This is a genomic window from Sapientia aquatica, from assembly GCF_004358105.1.
GTDB classification, from domain to species: Bacteria; Pseudomonadota; Gammaproteobacteria; order Burkholderiales; family Burkholderiaceae_D; genus Solimicrobium; species Solimicrobium aquaticum.
This window is the reverse complement of the sequence record NZ_SMYL01000008.1, coordinates 81,192-101,007: the sequence shown is the minus strand read 5'-3', so window position 1 is coordinate 101,007 and position 19,816 is coordinate 81,192. Positions and strand designations below refer to the sequence as shown.

17 protein-coding genes are annotated in these 19,816 nt (G+C 49.0%); 6 read left to right on the top strand and 11 right to left on the bottom strand.

Annotated features, from left to right (window positions below):
- Positions 1-33: 33 nt before the first annotated feature.
- Both E2I14_RS14410 and E2I14_RS14405 read right to left on the bottom strand, forming a co-directional pair.
- A complete protein-coding gene (locus tag E2I14_RS14410) occupies positions 34-582 on the bottom strand; it encodes a hypothetical protein (protein ID WP_133329745.1) in 549 nt (182 codons plus the stop codon).
- On the bottom strand, positions 563-922 hold the full coding sequence (locus tag E2I14_RS14405; RefSeq protein WP_133329844.1) for a winged helix-turn-helix domain-containing protein: 360 nt from the start codon (positions 920-922) through the stop codon (positions 563-565). The genes E2I14_RS14410 and E2I14_RS14405 overlap by 20 nt, the downstream gene beginning before the upstream one ends.
- Positions 923-1,234: 312 nt before the next feature.
- On the opposite strand from E2I14_RS14405, the gene E2I14_RS14400 reads away from it, so the two are divergent.
- Positions 1,235-1,528, top strand: coding sequence for a high-potential iron-sulfur protein (locus E2I14_RS14400; RefSeq protein WP_133329743.1), 294 nt, complete (start codon positions 1,235-1,237; stop codon positions 1,526-1,528).
- A gap of 67 nt (positions 1,529-1,595) precedes the next feature.
- Here the strand turns inward: E2I14_RS14400 and E2I14_RS14395 are convergent, their stop codons facing one another.
- Positions 1,596-3,677: a bifunctional 2',3'-cyclic-nucleotide 2'-phosphodiesterase/3'-nucleotidase gene (locus E2I14_RS14395; RefSeq protein ID WP_133329741.1), complete on the bottom strand. Its 2,082-nt coding sequence runs from the start codon at positions 3,675-3,677 to the stop codon at positions 1,596-1,598.
- Between the two features lie 343 nt (positions 3,678-4,020).
- Here E2I14_RS14395 and E2I14_RS14390 point away from each other — a divergent pair, with 343 nt between their 5' ends.
- Positions 4,021-4,809 carry an EAL domain-containing protein gene (locus tag E2I14_RS14390; protein ID WP_206105650.1) on the top strand — a complete coding sequence of 263 codons (789 nt, stop codon included), beginning with the start codon at positions 4,021-4,023 and terminating at the stop codon, positions 4,807-4,809.
- Positions 4,810-4,905: 96 nt separating this feature from the next.
- On the opposite strand, the gene E2I14_RS14385 is transcribed toward E2I14_RS14390, so the two are convergent.
- From E2I14_RS14385 to E2I14_RS14350, 8 genes are all read right to left on the bottom strand, one after another.
- On the bottom strand, positions 4,906-6,591 hold the full coding sequence (locus E2I14_RS14385) for an outer membrane beta-barrel protein (RefSeq protein WP_133329739.1): 1,686 nt from the start codon (positions 6,589-6,591) through the stop codon (positions 4,906-4,908).
- Between the two features lie 105 nt (positions 6,592-6,696).
- Positions 6,697-6,891: a hypothetical protein gene (locus tag E2I14_RS14380; protein ID WP_133329737.1), complete on the bottom strand. Its 195-nt coding sequence runs from the start codon at positions 6,889-6,891 to the stop codon at positions 6,697-6,699.
- Between the two features lie 240 nt (positions 6,892-7,131).
- Positions 7,132-8,298 carry a branched-chain amino acid ABC transporter substrate-binding protein gene (locus tag E2I14_RS14375; RefSeq protein ID WP_133329735.1) on the bottom strand — a complete coding sequence of 389 codons (1,167 nt, stop codon included), beginning with the start codon at positions 8,296-8,298 and terminating at the stop codon, positions 7,132-7,134.
- Between the two features lie 89 nt (positions 8,299-8,387).
- Positions 8,388-9,320, bottom strand: coding sequence for a VTT domain-containing protein (locus E2I14_RS14370; RefSeq protein WP_165967846.1), 933 nt, complete (start codon positions 9,318-9,320; stop codon positions 8,388-8,390).
- Positions 9,321-9,590: 270 nt separating this feature from the next.
- Entirely contained in the window at positions 9,591-10,457 is an 867-nt protein-coding gene (locus tag E2I14_RS14365; protein WP_133329731.1) for an efflux RND transporter periplasmic adaptor subunit, read from the bottom strand.
- Positions 10,458-10,509: 52 nt separating this feature from the next.
- A complete protein-coding gene (locus tag E2I14_RS14360) occupies positions 10,510-10,707 on the bottom strand; it encodes a DUF1656 domain-containing protein (RefSeq protein WP_133329729.1) in 198 nt (65 codons plus the stop codon).
- Entirely contained in the window at positions 10,697-12,892 is a 2,196-nt protein-coding gene (locus E2I14_RS14355) for an FUSC family protein (protein WP_133329727.1), read from the bottom strand. The genes E2I14_RS14360 and E2I14_RS14355 overlap by 11 nt, the downstream gene beginning before the upstream one ends.
- Positions 12,882-14,366 carry an efflux transporter outer membrane subunit gene (locus tag E2I14_RS14350; protein WP_133329725.1) on the bottom strand — a complete coding sequence of 495 codons (1,485 nt, stop codon included), beginning with the start codon at positions 14,364-14,366 and terminating at the stop codon, positions 12,882-12,884. The genes E2I14_RS14355 and E2I14_RS14350 overlap by 11 nt, the downstream gene beginning before the upstream one ends.
- 248 nt (positions 14,367-14,614) lie before the next feature.
- Between E2I14_RS14350 and E2I14_RS14345 the strand changes: the two genes are divergently transcribed.
- From E2I14_RS14345 to E2I14_RS14330, 4 genes are all read left to right on the top strand, one after another.
- Positions 14,615-15,508, top strand: a complete 894-nt coding sequence (locus E2I14_RS14345; protein WP_133329723.1) for a LysR family transcriptional regulator — start codon at positions 14,615-14,617, stop codon at positions 15,506-15,508.
- Positions 15,509-15,863: 355 nt separating this feature from the next.
- The gene (locus tag E2I14_RS14340; protein ID WP_133329721.1) at positions 15,864-16,322 is read left to right on the top strand and encodes a response regulator; all 459 of its coding nucleotides are present in this window, start codon (positions 15,864-15,866) and stop codon (positions 16,320-16,322) included.
- A 233-nt stretch (positions 16,323-16,555) separates the two neighbouring features.
- Positions 16,556-17,704 carry a LuxR C-terminal-related transcriptional regulator gene (locus E2I14_RS14335; protein ID WP_165967845.1) on the top strand — a complete coding sequence of 383 codons (1,149 nt, stop codon included), beginning with the start codon at positions 16,556-16,558 and terminating at the stop codon, positions 17,702-17,704.
- A 431-nt stretch (positions 17,705-18,135) separates the two neighbouring features.
- Positions 18,136-19,809 (top strand): ShlB/FhaC/HecB family hemolysin secretion/activation protein, encoded by a 1,674-nt coding sequence (locus tag E2I14_RS14330; RefSeq protein WP_133329717.1) that lies wholly within the window; start codon positions 18,136-18,138, stop codon positions 19,807-19,809.
- Positions 19,810-19,816 lie beyond the last annotated feature (7 nt).

The window sequence follows — 19,816 nt, the reverse complement described above, 5'->3', positions numbered from 1 at the left end:
TGCGAAATGTTGTTTTATTTTGAGCAAAGACGCTCAGCGCGCGGGAAGCTTGACGAACGAGAGGAGGAATTTGATGGCGTACACCACGATGAGCGAGCCAGTTAAATCGCCGATCGACATGACGATCATGCTAGGCAAAAAATCGGTCGATACGCGCCGAACCACAAACCACAGCAGTTGCAGCACTGGGTTGCATAGACCGTAGAGCAAAATGCAGATTAATAAATTGGTGGTCGTGAGATTGGTGAGGTTGCGTTCTAAGCGCAATTCTTGCAGGGTGAAGCGATACGCAAAGTAGGGCGCGAGCGCAGAAATTAAACTGTAGCCGACGGTGGTGATTAAATCGTTGGGAAATAATTTAAATAAAGTCGAGGTAATGAGCGAGCCTAACAAGATGCCGATCACACCAATTTCACCTAACAGCAGCGTGCAAATTAAACGGATCCCAGCGGGCAGATAAACCCAAGCCACACCCTGAGTGAATTCGACCTCTTTAAACAACCAATCATTGAGTGCGTAGGTAGCTGTGTAGGCAGCGGCAACAATACCAATGAAGATGAAGTTACGGCTTATTGGTGGCATCCTGCGTTGCCTGCATCAGACATTTGGATAGTTTATCGAAGTGCAGCCACGCAGCTTGGCTCAGTTCGACTTGTTTGCGGCGCGTATCGTCGGTGTCGCTTAAGATGATCCAGCCTTTTTCGCGCATGGATTTTAGCCGCGCGTGCAGCATGGCGGGGGAGCCGAGTTCGCTTTGCGCCATCATGTCGCGCACCGATAAACGTTCTTTATTTTTGCTCGCCAACGCGACAAAAGCCAAAATGCGATCTTCTAAAGGATCAAGCGTAGGCAATCCGCGCAAAGCATGCGCTAATTGCAAGAACCGCACGTAGATATCAGCCGAAGAAGTATTTTTTTGCATGATGGTTGGGTGAGTTTTGCCACTGAATTCAGCAATAAAACTGCGCCGATCATAACCGCCAGCGCAGAAAGTGTCAAACGGCAAGATTGCTGGCTGAAAATATAATTTCTATAACGATGCCGCAAGAAGCTATCGGTTTAACGGATTAATAGTAGTTAGACTTTAGTAAAATCCGGTCTAAATTTGTGTTAAGTTTGCGAACGCTCAAGAGAGTAAAAAGTATTTAATCATGACGTTGAGCAATAATGTAAGCTTCGCTTTGTTTGAAAAACCTCCTTATTTCAGCATATCCCTTTATTGAAAGGTATTACGATGGACAGCAAATCTACTCCAACACGTCGTCAGTTCATGAAAATCGGCGGAATGGCCGTAGCCATGATTCCACTCATGTTGATCGCCAATCAATCTGGCGCGGCAACCAATGCAGCGATGCGCGCCGCAATGAAATACCAAGATAAGCCAAACGGCGAAAAAGATTGCATCGCTTGCGTGCAGTTCGTACCGGGCAAAACTGCCAAAGATTTGGGCGGATGCAAATTGTTCGCTGGCGATACCGAAGTATCTCCAACCGGCTATTGCGCTGCTTGGGTTGCCAAGCCTAAATAAGCACGCTGCGCTGAAACGATGACTAAGGCCGCCTGTTTGGTGGCCTTATTTTTTGGGCGTTGAATGTTTACTTGCTTAAGTCAATTCGATATTTAGCAAAGCCATCGGAATCAAGCGCACCTTCGGCCAGCACACGCTGCAAACCTAGCGCTTGCGCCAGCGCGAATTTATCGGGAGCGGAGCGCAAAATAATCGGCCCTTTCGTTACTGTGGCGACGAAGCTCCAGCTTTGCCCGATTCCGTTCTTGGCGGCGGTCAGTTGGTCGTGGCGGCGTAAATAATTGCTCAGCACAGTTTGATTGGCGTCCGGCGCTTTGAATATGGTTTTACTGCCGTCAATGCCGGGAAAGTTACCGCCACCAGCAGCGCGATAATCGTTCGTCGCCACAATAAAAGTATCGCGCTCGCTAATTGGATGAGCGGCGTAACTAAGCTCGACGATGCGACTGCCAATCGGGCGCGTCACATCAATCTGGTAGCGCAGCGCATTGTCGCTGGCGTAACAGACATCCAAGTTATAAATCGTGGAGTAGCTCGGCACCAAGTCCTGGTCGGTCGAGAGCGCAGGATTAATTTGGGCAAATTGTTGGGCTGATTTTTCTAACCAGTTTTTTAAATCTGCGCCGCTAATCTTAACGGCGTGCAGATCGTTATTGCTGTACAAATAAAGGTCGCCCGGATTGCGTACTTGTAAGTGATACGGATGTGCTGGTGAAGCGCCTTTGGCGGTGTCGGTAAAGTCGGTCGGCCCATTACGACCAGCGCGAAACGGTGCGCTGCATGAAATAACGGGGATTGATTTATAACTCGCTATCACCGAATCCGATGAAGTTGCGATGACATTGTTGACGTAATCGATTTGCGCCTGATTGACGATTTGAATGGCGCTCACATCGCCAACCAGCGCGAAGTAGGTGGACATTTCAAAATCAGTGCTACTGCCCAAGGCCTGATTGGCATAGGCGCTGGCGGCGCGGTGTTCGGCTTCGATTAGCGCTGCCATAGTCGGATCGGCGGCAACAGTGGTAATGCCATCGTGGTATTTAAAACCGCGTGCTTCGACCTTGGTCAGCTCTTTTTGCACTACCCATTTCCCTCCTTGATACTTGAGCACCAGTTGGATAATGCCTAAACGGCGCCCCCAACTTTGCGGCATGACCGCCGGGACACCGTTGACCAAGCCATTAACGAAATCAACACCCGGTAAATTGGCTAGCGATGGATCGATCGTCGCTAGCTTGGTGGTATTGCTCGGCGTTTCTTTTGGGAGTGGAAAAATCAAATGTGAATGCCCCAGTAGCAGCGCGTCGATTCCTGTTTTACTGAGATACAGGCTGGCGTTTTCCATCGTTGGACTATACGGCGCGGCATCCAAACCACCGTGCGACAACGCGACGATTATATCTGCGCCGCCAGCGCGCATCTGCGGAAGGTAGCGCTGTGCGCTTTCAACGACGCCATTAACCGCCACCCGTCCGGCTAAATTTTTCTGATCCCATTCCATAATTTGTGGTGGAACAAAGCCGATGATGCCGATATTTAGTTGAACCTTGAAGCTAGTTCCATCTGGTTTGCTGGCAGTGAAGGATTTGGGAATAAAGGTGAAAGGCTTGAAGATCGGCTTTTGCGTTGTAGCATTGACGACATTGGATAACACCAGAGGAAAATTCGGTGCGCCGCAATGCTCAGGCGTGGCAATCCCTGCAATTTGGAAATCGGTATTGGTGATTTGACTCTGAAAGCCCAAGCCATAGTTGAACTCATGATTACCCAAACCTGCGCCGTCGTAGTGCAGCGCGTTCATGACTTTGTAGATGGCTAAGGTGTCTTGGCATTTGATCGGTGCTGCCAAGGCTTGGTAGTCGCCCAATAACGTGCCTTGAATCGCATCGCCATCGTCGAGCAACACGTTATTGGGATTCTCCGCGCGCGCGGCGTTGATCAATGTCGCCGTTCTTTCTAAACCCAAACTGGGGTCTGGTTTTTCCCCGTAATAGTCAAAACTCAGCACGTTTTGGTGCAAGTCGCTGGTCTCAAGCAGCGCCAGTTTTACGATGCTGCCTTCGGGAATAGTCGGGCTTTTTGGGTGGGTGGCGCAGGCGGCCAACATTGCAGCGCACAGGGCGGTTAGGACTAGGGTTTTTGGCATTGTTTTACTCTAAAGATTGCGGCGTGCGTGGGTGGCTAGTTGGTGTTTGAAAAATATTAAGCCGTCATTTTAGTTGCGCAATTATCGTTATGAAATGTGTCACGATAGTTACAGGTCTGCGTCGATGTAGTCTTGATTTTCGCCCTAACTTGCATGGAATTTGGCGCCCCTGCGACGCGCAGATATGCCGCCAAAAGCTGCTGAATAAATCGTTATATATTTTGCAGTTTGTGCTGTTTTTAGTGCAATGCTGCACCGCTGATGTGTTAAATGTGTTCAAAAATTGCTTAAATCTTCTGCTATATTGAAACCTTCGTTGTCACTAGTCGCGTTAGTAAATCCAATGAGTACTGTGCCCATTTATACAGAGGGAATGAGTTCAAGCGAGTCGGCTTGCGGAAAATGCAAGCAAGAGGTTGAGCTTGATTTTGAGTTCACTTTTGCTTATCAACCGATAGTCGATGTCAGCACCAAATCCATCTATGCGCACGAAGCGCTAGTGCGTGGCGTAAAGGGCGAATCGGCCTATTCAATCCTGTCGCAAGTAAATGACACCAATCGCTATTGGTTTGACCAAGCCTGCCGAGTGGAAGCAATACGGGGCGCTGCGGCTTTGGGCATGCAGGGATTTTTGTCGATTAATTTTTTGCCCAACGCGGTCTATAAACCGGAAGCCTGTATTCAAACCACTTTTAAAGCCGCCAAACAATATGGCTTTCCGATTCAGCGCATTATTTTTGAAGTGACGGAATCGGAACAAGTCATTGATCGCCCGCATTTGGTTAATATTTTCGACGAATATCAGCGCTTCGGATTTAAAACGGCGATTGATGATTTTGGTTCTGGTTTTGCGGGTTTGAATTTGCTGGCCGACTACCAGCCTGACATTATTAAAATCGATATGGGTTTGGTGCGCGATATTGATACTGCGCCAAGTAAGCAAGCCATCGTAAAAGGCATCGTCGCGATTTGCACCGAATTGGGAATTAAGGTCTTAGCCGAAGGTATCGAAACCAAGGCCGAGCGAGATTTTTTATACGCGCAAGGAATTCATTTGATGCAGGGCTATTTATTTTGTAAGCCTGCCTTCCAAGCGATTGGTCAGATTGATCCAGACTCTTGGCCGCCATAGAGAAGCGAACTTTTCGGCTGTATAAATAGGATGCACAAAAAATCCGACTCCTGTCATAGCAAGTCGGATTTTTTTATGCGGCAATCTTAGCGGCGCTTACCAATGGAAAATGATGTCACCCGAGAGTATCGTTTCAGATTTTTTGTTCGCCGCAATCCCATAATTCGAATTGCCATTAAATACCGCTTGACCTGCGTGGTAGTACGCGATTTCTGGACGCAGTTCAATCTGCGGCGAGAGCCAATGCTGCCAACCGACGGCGATGTTATGGTAAGTCGTTGGTGTGCCGGTGCGTTGGCCTTGATTGTCTTTATAAATTTCGGGACGCAGCGAGAAATTATTCAAAGGATCAGGAGAATAATTCAAATAACCGGTCAATCCGTTCGAGCTTGACGTACAGGTCAAATTAGGATTGTTTGTCGTCGTGGTATTTTTCGCACAATACGCCATGCTCGGAGCGTTAAACGGCATGATGTTCGGCGAAAACGGTGTGCCTGCGCCAGTGGCGATGAGGTTGGTTTGCACGTAGGCGTTATTCAAGTTTGGAACGTGCTTTTGGCTCTCAGCATAATACTCAGCCGAGACATGCCAATGGTCATCAAAGGCGTGGTAAAACGTGATGCCCTTCCATTGCAAATTGTTGTAACCCCATTCGCCATTGTTGATGCCGTTAGCACAGGCGTTGAAACTGGTTTTGCCATCATCCGAGTTAAAGCGGGTGCACACGGTACCCGATGGTCTAGCGCCCGGATCGACTTTAAACGTCTTGCCCGGGTATAGCAGGTTAGGATTCACATTAGTCGTGGTTTGCCAAGCATGATTAAAGGTTGCCTCGGTGCCGATGGTAACGCCCGCCTGCAAAATCCAATTCTTATTCGCTTGATAGGACGCGATGATGCCTTCGTTGGTGTAGTTGTCGAAGGTGTAGGTCATCGAGTGCGAATACATATAATTATTTGGCGCGAGCTGCGCTTCAATGTCTGGTACTGCGATATAGCGACCTACCCGAACATTGAGTCCATTGCCGACAAACGGCGTGTACCAATCCACATACAACATCGGCAAATCCCAACCGTAGGCGGCATTTTTATTCAACAGTTGATAGCTGCCTAAACCATACGAAGTGGTATAGCGGTAGTCGGAACCATAAATCGCTGAGAACCGAAAACCCCAATCGTTGTGGTCTTTCTGAACCATGTCAGGTACGCGTTCAATATATTCAACGAGTTGATTTAAATCGATCGCGTTGGGGTTGTAATCATAGGCTGCTGGCGCATTGCCGCCGTGTACTTTGCTAGTACTTAAATTCGCGCCCACGTTAATCCAACCGTAGGTTTGGAGATTATTTTCCGCCATCCATGTACCCACTTCTGTATTAGCGATGCCAACCATTAGCGGACTGTCGGTCGCGTTTGGCGTTGATGCGCCTAATGGTGACGTGCCACCGTAAGGCCATTCGGTAAATGGCATCGGCGGGGCAGTTTGGGCTGCGGGCGTTTGATCATCGCGCCGACTTGGTGGCGCTTTAGGATCAGCCGGTGCTGTATCGTGGCCGTACTCCAAAGAATAATAATTGCCTATCCGTTCAGCGACAGTGGTTCCTAAATAACTGTCTAGACAGGAGTAATCCTTGTAGGGATCGCATTTGCCGGTGACTTTGTTTGACGGTTGAATGTTGGCCACTTCGTCTGCGTAGGTTAAAGGTGAACCGAGCGCGCTGGCTAAAGCAACGGTGAAGGTAAATGCAGACCAGTTGGCTGATTGTTTAATTTGATTAGGCATAGCTAAACTTTTCTTTAAATGAATGTGGAAAGCGGCATTGAGTTATCGAGCCAAAGCACTCAGTTTCTGCTCGCTCTGATTGGTGGAGATATCGCTTTGATTTAATTAAATCGATGTTTTATTGTTTGCGACGCTGGCAGGCGTTGTACCCGAGTCGTGCTGCGCTAATTTGCTCATCCGCGCTTTCAGTTGTTTTGATGCGCGGACTTGATCTAGCAATAATTGGTCTTGTGCCGCTATGGCGTCGATATCCAAAGCCAGACTGCTGACAACAAGAATAAGACGAATAAAGATTTTCATGATTGCTCCGAATAAGGTGCCAAAATGGTATGCGCGCAGTTTAGCTAGGAGCGAATAAAGGAGTGGTCAAATTAAATAGTGCGAGGATAAAAATTGTATAAATTTTTAAATACGGTAGTTCACAACGATCAGGGAATTCGCCGCTGCTTATTTTCAAAAGATAGGAAATACAAACAAGTTGGAAGAGCCAAGTTGATTCACTAAAAAACTTAGGCTCTTCTGGCGGGGAAGTAAATAGGGCTAATGAGCCATTGAGAGTAAAACGTGTTTGCCGCCGATAAAGGTGTACAACATGATAGGTGCATTGACCATGTCGCCGTGTTTATCGAATTCGATCGGGCCGGTGATTCCTTGAAATTTGATTGCCGCTAAAGCCGGTAGATAGATTTTTGGTTCTACTGAGCCGGCCTTTTTCATCGCCTCAATCAGCACATAAACCGCGTCATAGCTGTATTTGGAATTGCCATATTGTGGGCCGAAACGTTTGGCGAATTTAGCCGCCCACGCTTCAACTGCTTTGGAATCGGGACCGCCTAGATCGGCACAAATCACTTGTCCATCTATCAAATTTTTACCCAATAAATCGGGCAAGCTCGATGGCCCGCAAATCCCGTCGCCACCCATTAGCTTGGCATGGATGCCGAGTGATTTCATTTGCAATAGCAAAGGTGCTGCAGTGGTGCCCATGCCGCCGAAAAAAATCACATCCGGATTATCACGTTTGATTTTGGTGAGGATGGCGTGAAAATCTGTCGCCTTATCATTGGTCTGTTCGCGCGCGGTGATGATTGTGCCAGCGCTTTTTACTTTTTTGCTAAATTGATTGGCTAAGCCTTGCCCATAGGCGGTCGCGTCGTCGATCACGGCAATCTTTTTTGCTGCAAGTTCATGGGTGGCGTATTGGCCTAATGCGTCGCTGAGTTGATCATCGTTGGGGCACATGCGGAACGCGGAACTGTAGCCTTGCTTGGTGTATTGTGGGTTGGTGGTGAAGGGGGTTAGTTGCGGGATGCCGGCTTGGAAATAAATTTTGGAGGCAGGAATGGATGTGCCCGAGGTGAGGTGGCCGACCACGCCATTAACGTTGGCGTCCACCAAAAGCTGCGCGGCAGAAGTCGCTTGTCTGGGATCGGCTGCATCGTCTTGTACCAGCAGTTCGATGTGGTATTTTTTACCGCCGATTAGAATTCCTGCTGCGTTCAAATCCTCGACCGCCATGCGTGCGCCGTTCTCAGCGTCTTTACCGCTTACGCCAGACGGGCCCGTTAATGGAGCGACTAAGCCAAGTTTGATTGGTAACTCTGCACCTTGCGCGGCTTGATGGGCTAATAGAGCAAAGGCGATTGCAGCGACTAGCTGAGCTGGCAAATTTTGGCGGCGTTTGGTGAAATTGAGTGTTAAGCGCATTCGGGCAATCCTAGGTGGAGACGGAATTTAATAGCGATGGCGCATTGTATAAGCAGTCAACTAGGCTGCCAACTGCAAGCCGAATCGCTTTAAGGTAACGCCACTGCGTAGCCCGCTTTAATCCAGCCGTCGATGCCGCCTTTGAGCACGCTAATCGGATGACCGCGTTTGATCAGAAGTTGCGCCGCTTTGAGTGCCGATGCGTCGTTAGGGCAGGCGCAGTAAGTGATGATTTTGGAAGCCGAAGTGATGGTTTCGATAGAAATTGTCTCGATTTCGGTCAGTTCAATACGGCGCGCACCGGGAATATGCTCAGATTCTGCGGTGGCAATGACTTTGGCGCGCACATCAAGGATTAATAAATCCGCACCCTGCGTAATCAGCTCAAACAGTTCATTGGGCGCTAAGCGCGGGATATGGGCCAGAGCGCGGCGCGTGGCCCAGCGACGCCACATGCGATAAGCGATATACAGTCCCACGCAGGATAGCAACACATACATAGCAGTGCTGCCAAGGTTACTGAGATAGTCGAGAATCTGATGCGCTTGCTCGTGAAACAGTAATCCAAACAAAATTCCCGAGCCAGCCCACAACAAAATGCCCGTTAGGTTGTAGAGCACAAATTTACCGTATTTCATTCCTAATGCACCGGCCAATGGCGACGCTAACATCGAAACTCCGGGAATAAACTTGGCCATCACCAAAGTGGCCGCGCCGCGCCGTGCAAAATTCAATTCGCTTTGACGCACGCAGGTGTCAGGTGAAATTGAAATTCTGCATAACAGACCAAGCACTTTGCGCCCAAAGTATTTTCCAGAATAAAACCAGATCGAATCGGAAATCGTCGAAGCAACGCAGGCCACTAAAAGCGCCTGCAGCGCAAAAATCGGATTGCTGGCAGACGCAACACCAGCGACCACAATCACCGGCAGTGCTGGGATAGGCATACCCATTTGCTCAACCAAAACACAAACGAATAGCGCTAACAGACCGTAGTGAGCAAATAGTGCAAAAATATCCATAGCTGCGTCCTGAGTGATCGGAATTGGACGCCGGAGTTGATTGGCGTTCCGATTCATTATGATGAAGTGCTTATGTTTTTTCTAATTCTTCCAGCGAAATGCAAAGGCTACGTTACCGAGCTAAGCGCGCCAGAATCAAGAATTGCAGTAGTTTATATCAGCTAGGAATTTACAATTTGGAGAATCGCGCAAAATCCAGACCGATTGCGCGATTAACGACGTTTTTAAAGTTGGCGGAAAACTGTTCGACGGTGTTCGGGCAGCAGTCGATTATTTTTTGTTATCAATAATGGTGCAAGTCATGCCAGCACTAAGCAGCACATTGTCGGGCACGTTATCAATATGAATTCTGACCGGAATCCGTTGCGCCAATCTGACCCATGAAAAGGTTGGATTGACGTTGGCGAGCATCCCAGCGGAAGTGGGATTATCTCGATCAGCAATGGCGCGCGAGATGCTTTCAATATGCCCTTGCAAGGCCTGACCGCCGCTCATCAAGGTGATACTCACTGGATCATTGTTGCGCAGCAGCGGAATTTTGGTTTCTTCAAAATAGCCAAAAATATAAAACGAATCTTTATCGACCAAAGCCAATTGCGGATGACCGGTTTGAGCGTAATCACCTTGATGTACCAATAAATTGGTGATGTAGCCATCGACTGGCGCGCGCACTTCGGTGCGTTCAAGATTAAGTTTGGCGATAGCGACTTGTTGTTGTGCTTCTTGTACCAAGGCGGCAGCGACCTGCGATTGGGTATCGGCTAATTCTCTGACTTCACCCGAGACCACTAAATCATCGACTTTAGAGCGACGCTCCGCGCTGCGTTTTTTTTGCGCCATATCAGTGCGGCGCGATTGCAAAACGGCTTCTGCTTGGGCCAATGCAATCCGATAACGCTGATCGTCAATCTTAATGAGCACGTCCCCTTTATGTACTAACTGGTTATCCTTGACCAGTACTTCAACCACATGCCCTGCCACGTCGGCGGAGACATTGATGATGTTGGCTTGCACCCGACCATCGCGCGTCCACGGCGCATGCATGTAATGTTTCCAGAGTCGGTCACCCAGATAAAAGGCTGCGGCTAGAACCAACAAAGTGATTAGCACGCGTAATAGGTTTTGTATGATTTTCATGATTTTCTGCTGCAAAAACGTTGTTCACTGCTTGCGCAATGAAAGGTAAAAATTAATAGAAAAAGAGCGCTAGCGAGGTAAATATGCAGGCGAATAGCGCAATGTGAAATAGCGCCTCATGCCACATAAATCGGCTGAGCCGAAATTTGGCCGCGGCCCAACTCACGCCCCAATTGAGGGCTAGTGCGACTAAAAAAATAATCAGTAATGACGGTAAATAAATATCGCCTAAAGCAAATTCACGCTGCATGAATAACTCCTGTTGCGGCCTTAAAAGTAATCGGTGCGTTGCCCAGCAGTTTCAGACTTTCCTCATCGCGCAAAATCGAGCGCAATTGATAGCTGCCGGTCTGACATTGATCGCGGTGCTGATTGTCGGAAGGGTTAGAGAGGAGCAAATTATCGAGCGCCTCATCAAGTTGATCGAGTGCTGCGATGACGTTGTGGTGCTGCGAATGGCTCGGCTTATTAGCTAGTGTTGCTAACTCACGTAGCACTGTCTCCATCGGCTTGTTAAGATTACCGGAGCGTTTGATCGCTCGCACAGATACGCGCATTTCAATAATGATTTGACCGACTTCGAGAATCGACAACGCCTGCTCCAGCGCCTGCTCGGCTGCACCTTGGATATTGGCGGGTGGCGTGCTTAATTGATACAGTAGATCGCGGGTTTTACTCTCAAAATGGTGGCGCAACTTGCCATTGCGTAGTGGCGCTAAACACGCTTGATTAACTTGTTGGCCTAGGCGCAGCAGCAAACGTTTGCGTAAGTGCAAGGCCGAAGTCGGTAATATGGAGAACGCAACTAAGGCCGCGCCTAAGCCTGCAAAGGTACTAATGGCATCGTTGATAAAACTGACGATGTCGTAGTTCATTTGGTTGTGCAGTCCCAGCGCGGGAAGGAAAGCCAAAAAAACGCCGCTGCCTTCCACGCTATATTGTTTATGTTCGATCATCCAGGCCGCGAAGATGAGAAATGGAACTAGCGCCAAGGCCATCGAATTAAAGCCATCCGCGCTTGGCAGCACCATAAACAAGCAAACAAAGGAAAGAATTTGCCCCAGTACAAAGCCCTTGGCAGAACGTTTAATAATCACCAATGGGGCGGAAGCCGAGCCAAATAAAATGCATAAAATCGCGCCTAAAATCGCCGCGTTAATCCCCCCCGGCCAAGCGCTTGCAATCCAAAATCCCGATAACACCAACAGCACTGCGACAGCGCGTAAGCCCGATAAAACTGCATTCCAACTATCGCCATGTACAGCAAATTTCGGACTACTAGGCGGGCTATCGGTGCCGGCGCTTGTCAGCGCTGCTACGGCACTGACATAGACGGTTAATTCACTGACGACACGACGATACAGAGCGCGGATGGCAGCCAAGTCGCGTGCCATCTGATGGCGTTGGGTCGGGTTGATGATTGTGGCTAGTAACGCTTGAACTTGGCTCTCTTGCTGAGCCAATTGGGTTGAATAGTCGTTGAGCCGTCGCGCAATATGTTGGGTCTGTTCGCCAACTGGTTTATCGTCAATGGATAAGCAATTCAGTAATTCTTGATAGTGCCGCGTCACAAGCGTAATTGCCTCTTCGGGCGCTTGTTGGCGGAAGCGGCGCATGGCTTGGATAAAACCATGAAAGCTGCTTGAGACATTCATAAAGCTGGCATTCATCCAACGCAGGCGCGCATCTTGTAAGCGCGAATTGGGGCTTTCTAAAAAACTTGAACTGCGCTTGGTCTCGCTGGTGACAATATCGGTGAGAAATTGCAGTTGGATTTGTTCCATGTGCGCGCTATCGATTTCTAACGCAAACGCCTGTGAAATAAACTCGATAAATTGCTCAAAGCGCGTTTGGGCATCCGGAATAAAACGCAGGCTAGCGTGTACCGGAAAAATCGATTCTGCGACCACACCCGCGCATAAAATTCCAATGACCACTTCCGAGACGCGTGACACAGCTAAATCAAACGCCCGATCTGGCGCAGCGGCGGCGCTGAACCCAATAATGGCGGCGGTGTAGCCAGCGAGCATAAAACCGTACGATTGAAAATTGCGATAACGCGAAGCCAGTGCGACCGACAAGCCTATCCAGAGCGCCAAACCGAGCAAGAATAATTCTGCACTTTGTGCAAATAGCGCAACCAATACTAAGGCCACAGCCGAACCTACAATGGTGCCAAGAATTCGGTAAAAGCCCTTGGTCAGCACCAAACCACTTTCCTTACGCGCCACAATAAACACCGTCATCAGTGCCCACATCGGTTGGCTAAAATCTAATCGGAATGAAATCCATAAGGCTAACAATCCGGCGATACCTGTTTTTAGCGCGAACATCCAATTCGGCGCATCCTCCGTCAGCCACGTTTTGCCCGCGTTGAGTAATGTGCTCCAAACCACAGCGGCGCTGGCGCTAAGCGTGTTTGCTCTAGTTATCATCGTGCGCTTCGCTTTGTTCAGTGCGAATTTGCGCGCCACCGCCCAATGAACACATTAAACCTGCATAGGCATTGAGCTGGCCGAACTGCACGCGCACGTCGTTTTGGTGTTGTGTTAACACATTGAGTTGCGCGCTCAAAACGTGGGTGTAGTCGGTCAAGCCGCTGCGATAGCCGCGCAAGGCTAGGTCATAACTGCGATTAGCTAAGTCAATGGCGTTTTGCGTGTCGTGCTGTTGCTCCGTTAATGAGCGCAACGCTGAAATTTGATCTGCCACATCATGCAGCGCATCGATCACGGATTTGTTATAACGCTCCACCGCCTGATCGTAACGCGCAGTTTGTACGCCCAGATTGCTACGCAATTTACCGCCGGTAAAAATCGGCAACGAGATCGCGGGCGTTACGCCATCCATGAGCGATTTATTATTCAAGAATCCATTAAAGCCCAAGCTTTGAAACCCTAACATCGCGCTCAAATTGACGTTGGGATAAAACTCGGTTTTGGCTACGTCGATGCCGTGCGCGTGCGCTTCAACTCGCCAACGATTCGCCACGATGTCAGGACGGTGCCCGAGTAATTCAGCCGGCAAATTGCTTGGCAGCGCAATCCCAGCAATGGGCTTGAGTACCGGGCGCGTGATGGTGTCAGCCGTGCGTTGGTCGCCGCTAGCTAATGCGGCGAGTTGATGCTGCAGGCTTTCAATCCTCTCATTGATTTGTTTAAGGTGGCCTTGCGTGACCGGGATAGGCGCTTGGGCTTGACTAACTTCTAGTTGAGTTCCAAGACCAATTGCGCGCCGGCGTTGCGCGATCTCGACTAACTTTTGCTCTTGGATGAGCGCGCTTTGTTCGGCATCGCGCAGGGCATATTGCAAGGACAAATCGATGTAGGCATGCACCACCAAACTTTGCAGAGCCAAACGCGCTTGTTGTGCTTCGGCTTGGCTGGCGTGCACATTATCGAGCGCAGCGGCGTCGCTATGACTTTGTTTGCCAAATAAATCTAACTCGTAACTAGCTGATAAAAACGCGCTATTGCTCCAAGCGTAGTTACCCGCATAAGGCGGCGGAATAAAGTCTTGCTCGCTGTAGCGCAGGCGACCGGCGGAGATCCGCGCGCCGACTTGCGGCTTGGATTCGGATTGCACGATGCCGGCAACGGCCAAGGCTTCGTCAATGCGAGCAGCCGCGTTTTTTATGCTTGGGTTGTCTTTGATCGCTTGTTCTACCAAAGTATTGAGTTGCTGGTCTTGATAGATTTCCCACCACTTTTCGGTTGGCCAATTGGCGGGTGAAGTCGGGATGGCGTCGATTTCTTTGCCAAGACCCAGTGCCTGCGGATCTGCCAGATGCGCGCGCGGTGCAATGCCGCCCATGTCGGCGCAGCCGCTGACAATGGCCGCGAAAGCTAGAACGAGAACAAGCAATTGGGGGCGACGCTGAGTTGGCATTTTTCTGCTTGAACAGTTCATGACGAACTCTTCCCTTTGATGAATTAAATGAGTTTGGAGTATTTTTTTGGCATCGCGCCATCGCTGCGATCGTGTTTATTGCGCCATTTTTTGCAATAAAAGGAATGAATTTTGATGGTTATATTAACAACGTTATCGGCAACTATTTCCCTGATTAGTTAGCGCAGACAGGCATGATATATAGGCTCAAGCGGGATGACTAATCACACTTTCTTGGGTCTGCCATAAATTATGTTATGCTTCTTTTCATGTCACTCCAACGCTTACGCACCTTTATTGAGGTCTATCGCCAGCGCTCTATTTCGAATGCGGCGCGCAGCCTCAACTTAACCCAACCCGCTGTTTCGCAACACATTTCGGGGCTGGAAGTCGCCATTGGGCGCAAGTTGTTTGAACGCGAGCCGCGCGGTGTTCTACCGACCTTGGCCGCCGATGAATTGGCGGCCGATCTGGGCGATAAACTCGATTCCGCCGAAGCCGCGCTCTCGTCGGCTAAAGCGCGGTCGGTGGAATTAACTGGCGCGTTACGCATCATCGGGCACGGAGATTTTTTAGCCGAAGTGCTCACCGCGCGTTTGCAACCTTTGTTAGAAGCTGGCGTAAGAGTTCGACTGCACAAAGGTGACCGTGAGCTCATCACCAATATGCTGCTCGAAGGACATTGCGACTTGGGCATTTGCGCCTATCCAACGAGTGACAAACGCTTGCGTTGTGAGTTGATTCGCAATGAACGCGTGATGGCGGTGGCATCGCCGGCGGTGGCCAAAAAGATTGCCGATGCACCCGATTTCCGAAAAGCGTTAGCGGCTGAACCGCTGCTCGCCTACGATTTGGAGCTGTCGCTGATCGATAACTGGTTGAGCAAAAATAAAGTCGATCTCAGCCCCATGAACCCCGCATTAATCGGTCAAGACTTGCGCTCGTTGAGAATCCTGTTATGCAATAACTTTGGCTGGACAGCGTTGCCAGAATATCTGTGCGCCGAGCACATCGCCAACGGTCAGTTGGCCGAAATCCCCGCCCACGAAGGCTCGACTAATCTTGGCTATTATTTAGTCTGGACGCCATCCGCATTACGCCAACCCCGAGTAGCGCATGCGCGTAAGGAGCTGCTGGAGCAATTGCGCGATTCTGCCGCTTAATTAGTCGGCATTCACTGCGCGGTTTGCTTTGCTGACCACTCAGCTTATCCCTCAACTTAGCGCTCACCTCATTCCCGCTATCGCAAGCACTCGATGCGTGCTTTCCCGATTTTTGCCCCGATTTTTGGCCCGTTTTTTGGTCCAATAATTGGCCCATTTTTGTTAATTCATTTCGCCTAAGCGTGAACTGAATTTTTAGACTAAATTGTGCTATTAAAATAGCTCGGCATTGAAGCAAGTCTTTGCTACTTGCTTCTCATTCCAATGTTCGCACGCTATTGTTTCATTATCAGATTCGCCGTTAGATGCCACTAAACAAGTGCATAAGTACCGGCACACTTTGTTTGGGGGACTTATGGCACATCGATCTAACTTAACGCCCACAATTTTAATTGTGGACGATTCGCCCAATAACTTGAGCTTGATTTCAGATGCGTTAAGAAATCAGTACCACATCAAAATCGCAAACGGCGGCGCGACCGCGATTGAACTGGCGGTGTCGAATCAACCCGACATTATTCTGCTCGACATCGCCATGAGTGGCATGGACGGTTTTGAAATTTGTCGCAGGCTTAAGTCCGAAGAAAAAACTAGGCGCATCCCCATCATTTTGTTGGCGGAAAAATACAGTGTGCAAGATGAGGAGTTGGGTTTGTCTTTGGGTGCGGTTGATTTTATGCGCAAACCAATCAACATCATTTTGCTGATTGCTCGCATCAAAAATCATGTCGCGTTTAAGATTTGGGCAGATTACTTGCAACAAAAAATTCACGCTTTAGAGCGTCAACTGCTATTCGACCAGCGCAAATCGTGAACAACGTGAACCGAGCATCGCGAGCGACTTTGCATAAATGAAGATAGTCCCAGCAACGGACATTGACTGATCATCGCTAATGATGGTGATGATGTTCCTGTCATTATTCATGCATAGTTAATCAAGCCGTAAGCAATACCGCTGCCCTGAAACGGGAACCGATTGCTAGCGCAATATGACGCAACGCAGTAGCTTTAATTGGTCAACACAACTTGATGAACTTAGCGCGCAATATGAATATTCACCTCCTCGCAAGCACAGCCGATCATCTGAAGAACAGTTTGTTGCCCGCCCATCCATTAGTGTCCACCAGCATCGCCAGCCGCATTGCCAATAAGTTTGGTGGCGCCTTCCCTGATGGCGTTGCCGATCCGATCAATACTCAGCAAGTGCGCTCGCTATTTCAATATGCCCAGCAGCATCAAGCCAAAATTGTGGTTTGTCGTAACAGTTCTTGGTACACCCCGTTTGTCGCGGGTGGGCGACCGATTTTGCTGATTAACATCGCCAACTTAATGTTTTTTGATTTGGACGAACACAATGGGATGGTGAGTTTTGGTGTAGGTATTTCGGCGGTTGATTTAGAAATTAAACTCCGCGCCAAGGGATTTTCTTTAGGCCATTTTTCCCAGTTGGTGGACTATCCCACGCTGTGTGATTTGGCATCGGAGGTGCGCGATAAAGATGTGTTGGCAGCAGGTTTTGGAGTGTCTTCATTTTTGATCGGAGCGGTATTCGCTTCGCCCAACGATATTTGGGTTGTAAGTGCTGCGTCGATGATTCCAGAAAGTGAAGATTTATATCAAGCGTTGTATTTCGGCGGCGATCTGCCGGCGATTTTGACCCAAGTGACGGTGCGGGTTACGCCGATTAATATGCTCACTACTCAGCGCTTGGCACCCAGCGTCACAGCGAATAAGGGCGATGAGGGCGAGGCAGAATTTATGCTGTGGGAAAAGCAATTTGCTCCGCTGAATAAATCTGCCCAGCGTTTTTTAAGTGACTTGGAAAAAAGTGAATATCAGTCTTTGATGATTCAATTACACGACGCAATTGGGCAATCTAGAGATCATTTTAATTGGGGTGAATATTGCATCGATATTGTTCCCAGTGAAGATGAAGCGGCGATTTATTCAGTAAAAATCGCTGCTCAAAAAGTCGGCAGCAGTGCGTGGCTGCAAACCAAGTTTGGCTTAACCGCGCGTGAAAGTAAGGTGTGCTATTTGCTCTTGCGTGGCAGGACAGACAAAGACACAGCGCGGCTATTGAATCTGAGTTATTGGACGGTTAGGACGCACGTTTCGAATATCTTGCGAAAATTCGGTGTGTCGTCGCGTAATGAAATTGGCGTCATTATCTTGGATGCCATTACCCAACAATAAGCGCATCGTTTGAATAATTTGCCTTGTTGTTTTTAGGTTTGCGCTGTGAGCCGTTTTGCACCAGCGTTCAATTATTTTTTTCTGGTTTTAACCTTTCCATCTGCAATCCAAGTAGTTAAGCGCCTGTATCTAAGGCGATCAAGTGCTGCTCTTTCCCCTAATTATCCTTCCTGAAAAATTTATTTGTTTTGCTTGCCACTATCGTAGCGGCGCGCGATTTCTCGACTTCTTTGGTAGAAGTTTGGACTGCTATTCGACGCTGGTTTTAACGTTGTTGCGCTCAAAAAATATTTAACCGATCTTCACTATTGTTAGTGATTATCTTTGTTGAGTTGTTAGTACATAGTTGTCTCAGGGACGCTGTTGTCGTCGCGTTTTATATAGAAATTCGAGCCCTGTTAACCGGATATTTTTACCTATTTGGAACTGCTATGTTGCCGCTATTTAGTTATCGTCGAATTAGGTTTTATCGTTTGTATCTGATTGCTGTTCTGATCTTCAATGTAGGCTGGAGCAGTGCTTTTGCGCAAACGGCCTTGCCGGTGCAGCAGGTTAGTTTGGTTGACGGAACAGGCGCCAATCTCTCAGATACGGCGATCACCGACTTATTGAGACCAATCGGCACTAGCCTCATTGGTACTAGCTTGACCAACGAGCAGATCGACGCCGCAGCGATGAAGATGAGCAAGCTCACACGCGAAGCAGGTTGGGTAATTTCTCGGGTAGTTGTTACCGATGCGGATGTAACGGAATTGGCTAATACCGGGACATTACGCTTTACCGTGTTTAAAGGAGCAGTCGGAAAAATTAGCGTCCAGAATACGTCCAAAGTGCACGATCAACGCATCGTCAATACGATTGCGGCAGCACTCTGTGATGGAATCGATGTTGCTGGAAAATGCACCGGTAACAAGGCATTGAATGCGTTTGATCTAGAGCGAGCGCAGCTCTTGGTGGGCGATATTCCCGGCGTGCTCGTTAGTCCACCGACGCTGTCGCCCGATGGCGTGGAGGTTGGACAGACCCATTTAACTGAAGTCGCTACAATCTTGGGTGATCCCGTTATTTATGGACTGACAGTCGATAACTACGGGCCGAAATCGATCGGTGAGGGCCGCATTACCGGAACGGTTTTGGCGTCCAACGTGTTCGGTGAGGGCGATATTTTAAAGGTCTTAGGAACAGTCACCAACAAAAATTACGATAGCGGTAACGTCGATATCAGCTTCCCCGTTGGTTATTATGGTTGGCGTGCGTATGTAGATTATCTGCGCAACCACTTTGTGATTAACAATAGCGAGTTGGCTGGTGATTCGAGCGCGTTGTCGGGCGGTGTGTCGTACCCGATTTATCGCGCTTACGGTTATAACGTGAAGGTCAATCTTGGCTTATCCGATGGCAATGGACGCAGCACCTTTGGTGGTTCTGTGCTGGGGGACTTAACCACTAAATTTACTCAGCTAGGCATTACCTTAGACGATGGTGATCGACGCCGAATTGCTGGCGAGAGTTTCACTACCGCTATTCTCACGATCAACGACGGTCGACTCAATATCAACGACGCTGCCAGCTTGGAAGTGGATGCCAAAACCGCGCATACCCAAGGGCGCTTTGTGAAAACCGATTATTCCCTGCAGCGCAAACAAAATCTCTATGACAGCGTTGATGGATTGTATTTGCTAGTCAACTTGCACGGTCAGTTCGCCAGTAAAAATTTATCCGCTGGCGAAAATCTCTCCAGCGGCGGTATTTCCGCGGTACGGGCTTATCCCGTGGAAGAAACTACCGCCAATGCTGGTCATGTTTTGCAACTCGATTTAAAACGGCCTTTTTCCTCGGGCGACGTTGCGCTGACTAGCGGCATTTTCCTCGATGCCGCGCACATCAAAATTGATCAAAATCCCTGGCCGCAATCCGGAAAAGCAGTGACCACTCCTGAGAATTCCCGCCATTTATATGGTGCTGGTTTGGCGCTGGAAGGCACCTTCGGCACGAACGTTTCGTTTGGCTTGATGTGGGCTTTTCAGCTGGGCAGCGAACCGAGTGTCGCCGAACCTAATGGTTCTCGTTCGCGACTGTGGGCCAACTTAAGTTTTCAGTTTTGATTTGGTT

Bases quoted from the DNA above. Each gene is read 5' to 3' on its own strand.
- E2I14_RS14410 (WP_133329745.1), bottom strand. From the start codon at position 582: ATGCCACCAATAAGCCGTAACTTCATCTTCATTGGTATTGTTGCCGCT.
- E2I14_RS14405 (WP_133329844.1), bottom strand. From the start codon at position 922: ATGCAAAAAAATACTTCTTCGGCTGATATCTACGTGCGGTTCTTGCAA.
- E2I14_RS14400 (WP_133329743.1), top strand. From the start codon at position 1,235: ATGGACAGCAAATCTACTCCAACACGTCGTCAGTTCATGAAAATCGGC.
- E2I14_RS14395 (WP_133329741.1), bottom strand. From the start codon at position 3,677: ATGCCAAAAACCCTAGTCCTAACCGCCCTGTGCGCTGCAATGTTGGCC.
- E2I14_RS14390 (WP_206105650.1), top strand. From the start codon at position 4,021: ATGAGTACTGTGCCCATTTATACAGAGGGAATGAGTTCAAGCGAGTCG.
- E2I14_RS14385 (WP_133329739.1), bottom strand. From the start codon at position 6,591: ATGCCTAATCAAATTAAACAATCAGCCAACTGGTCTGCATTTACCTTC.
- E2I14_RS14380 (WP_133329737.1), bottom strand. From the start codon at position 6,891: ATGAAAATCTTTATTCGTCTTATTCTTGTTGTCAGCAGTCTGGCTTTG.
- E2I14_RS14375 (WP_133329735.1), bottom strand. From the start codon at position 8,298: ATGCGCTTAACACTCAATTTCACCAAACGCCGCCAAAATTTGCCAGCT.
- E2I14_RS14370 (WP_165967846.1), bottom strand. From the start codon at position 9,320: ATGGATATTTTTGCACTATTTGCTCACTACGGTCTGTTAGCGCTATTC.
- E2I14_RS14365 (WP_133329731.1), bottom strand. From the start codon at position 10,457: ATGAAAATCATACAAAACCTATTACGCGTGCTAATCACTTTGTTGGTT.
- E2I14_RS14360 (WP_133329729.1), bottom strand. From the start codon at position 10,707: ATGCAGCGTGAATTTGCTTTAGGCGATATTTATTTACCGTCATTACTG.
- E2I14_RS14355 (WP_133329727.1), bottom strand. From the start codon at position 12,892: ATGATAACTAGAGCAAACACGCTTAGCGCCAGCGCCGCTGTGGTTTGG.
- E2I14_RS14350 (WP_133329725.1), bottom strand. From the start codon at position 14,366: ATGAACTGTTCAAGCAGAAAAATGCCAACTCAGCGTCGCCCCCAATTG.
- E2I14_RS14345 (WP_133329723.1), top strand. From the start codon at position 14,615: ATGTCACTCCAACGCTTACGCACCTTTATTGAGGTCTATCGCCAGCGC.
- E2I14_RS14340 (WP_133329721.1), top strand. From the start codon at position 15,864: ATGGCACATCGATCTAACTTAACGCCCACAATTTTAATTGTGGACGAT.
- E2I14_RS14335 (WP_165967845.1), top strand. From the start codon at position 16,556: ATGAATATTCACCTCCTCGCAAGCACAGCCGATCATCTGAAGAACAGT.
- E2I14_RS14330 (WP_133329717.1), top strand. From the start codon at position 18,136: ATGTTGCCGCTATTTAGTTATCGTCGAATTAGGTTTTATCGTTTGTAT.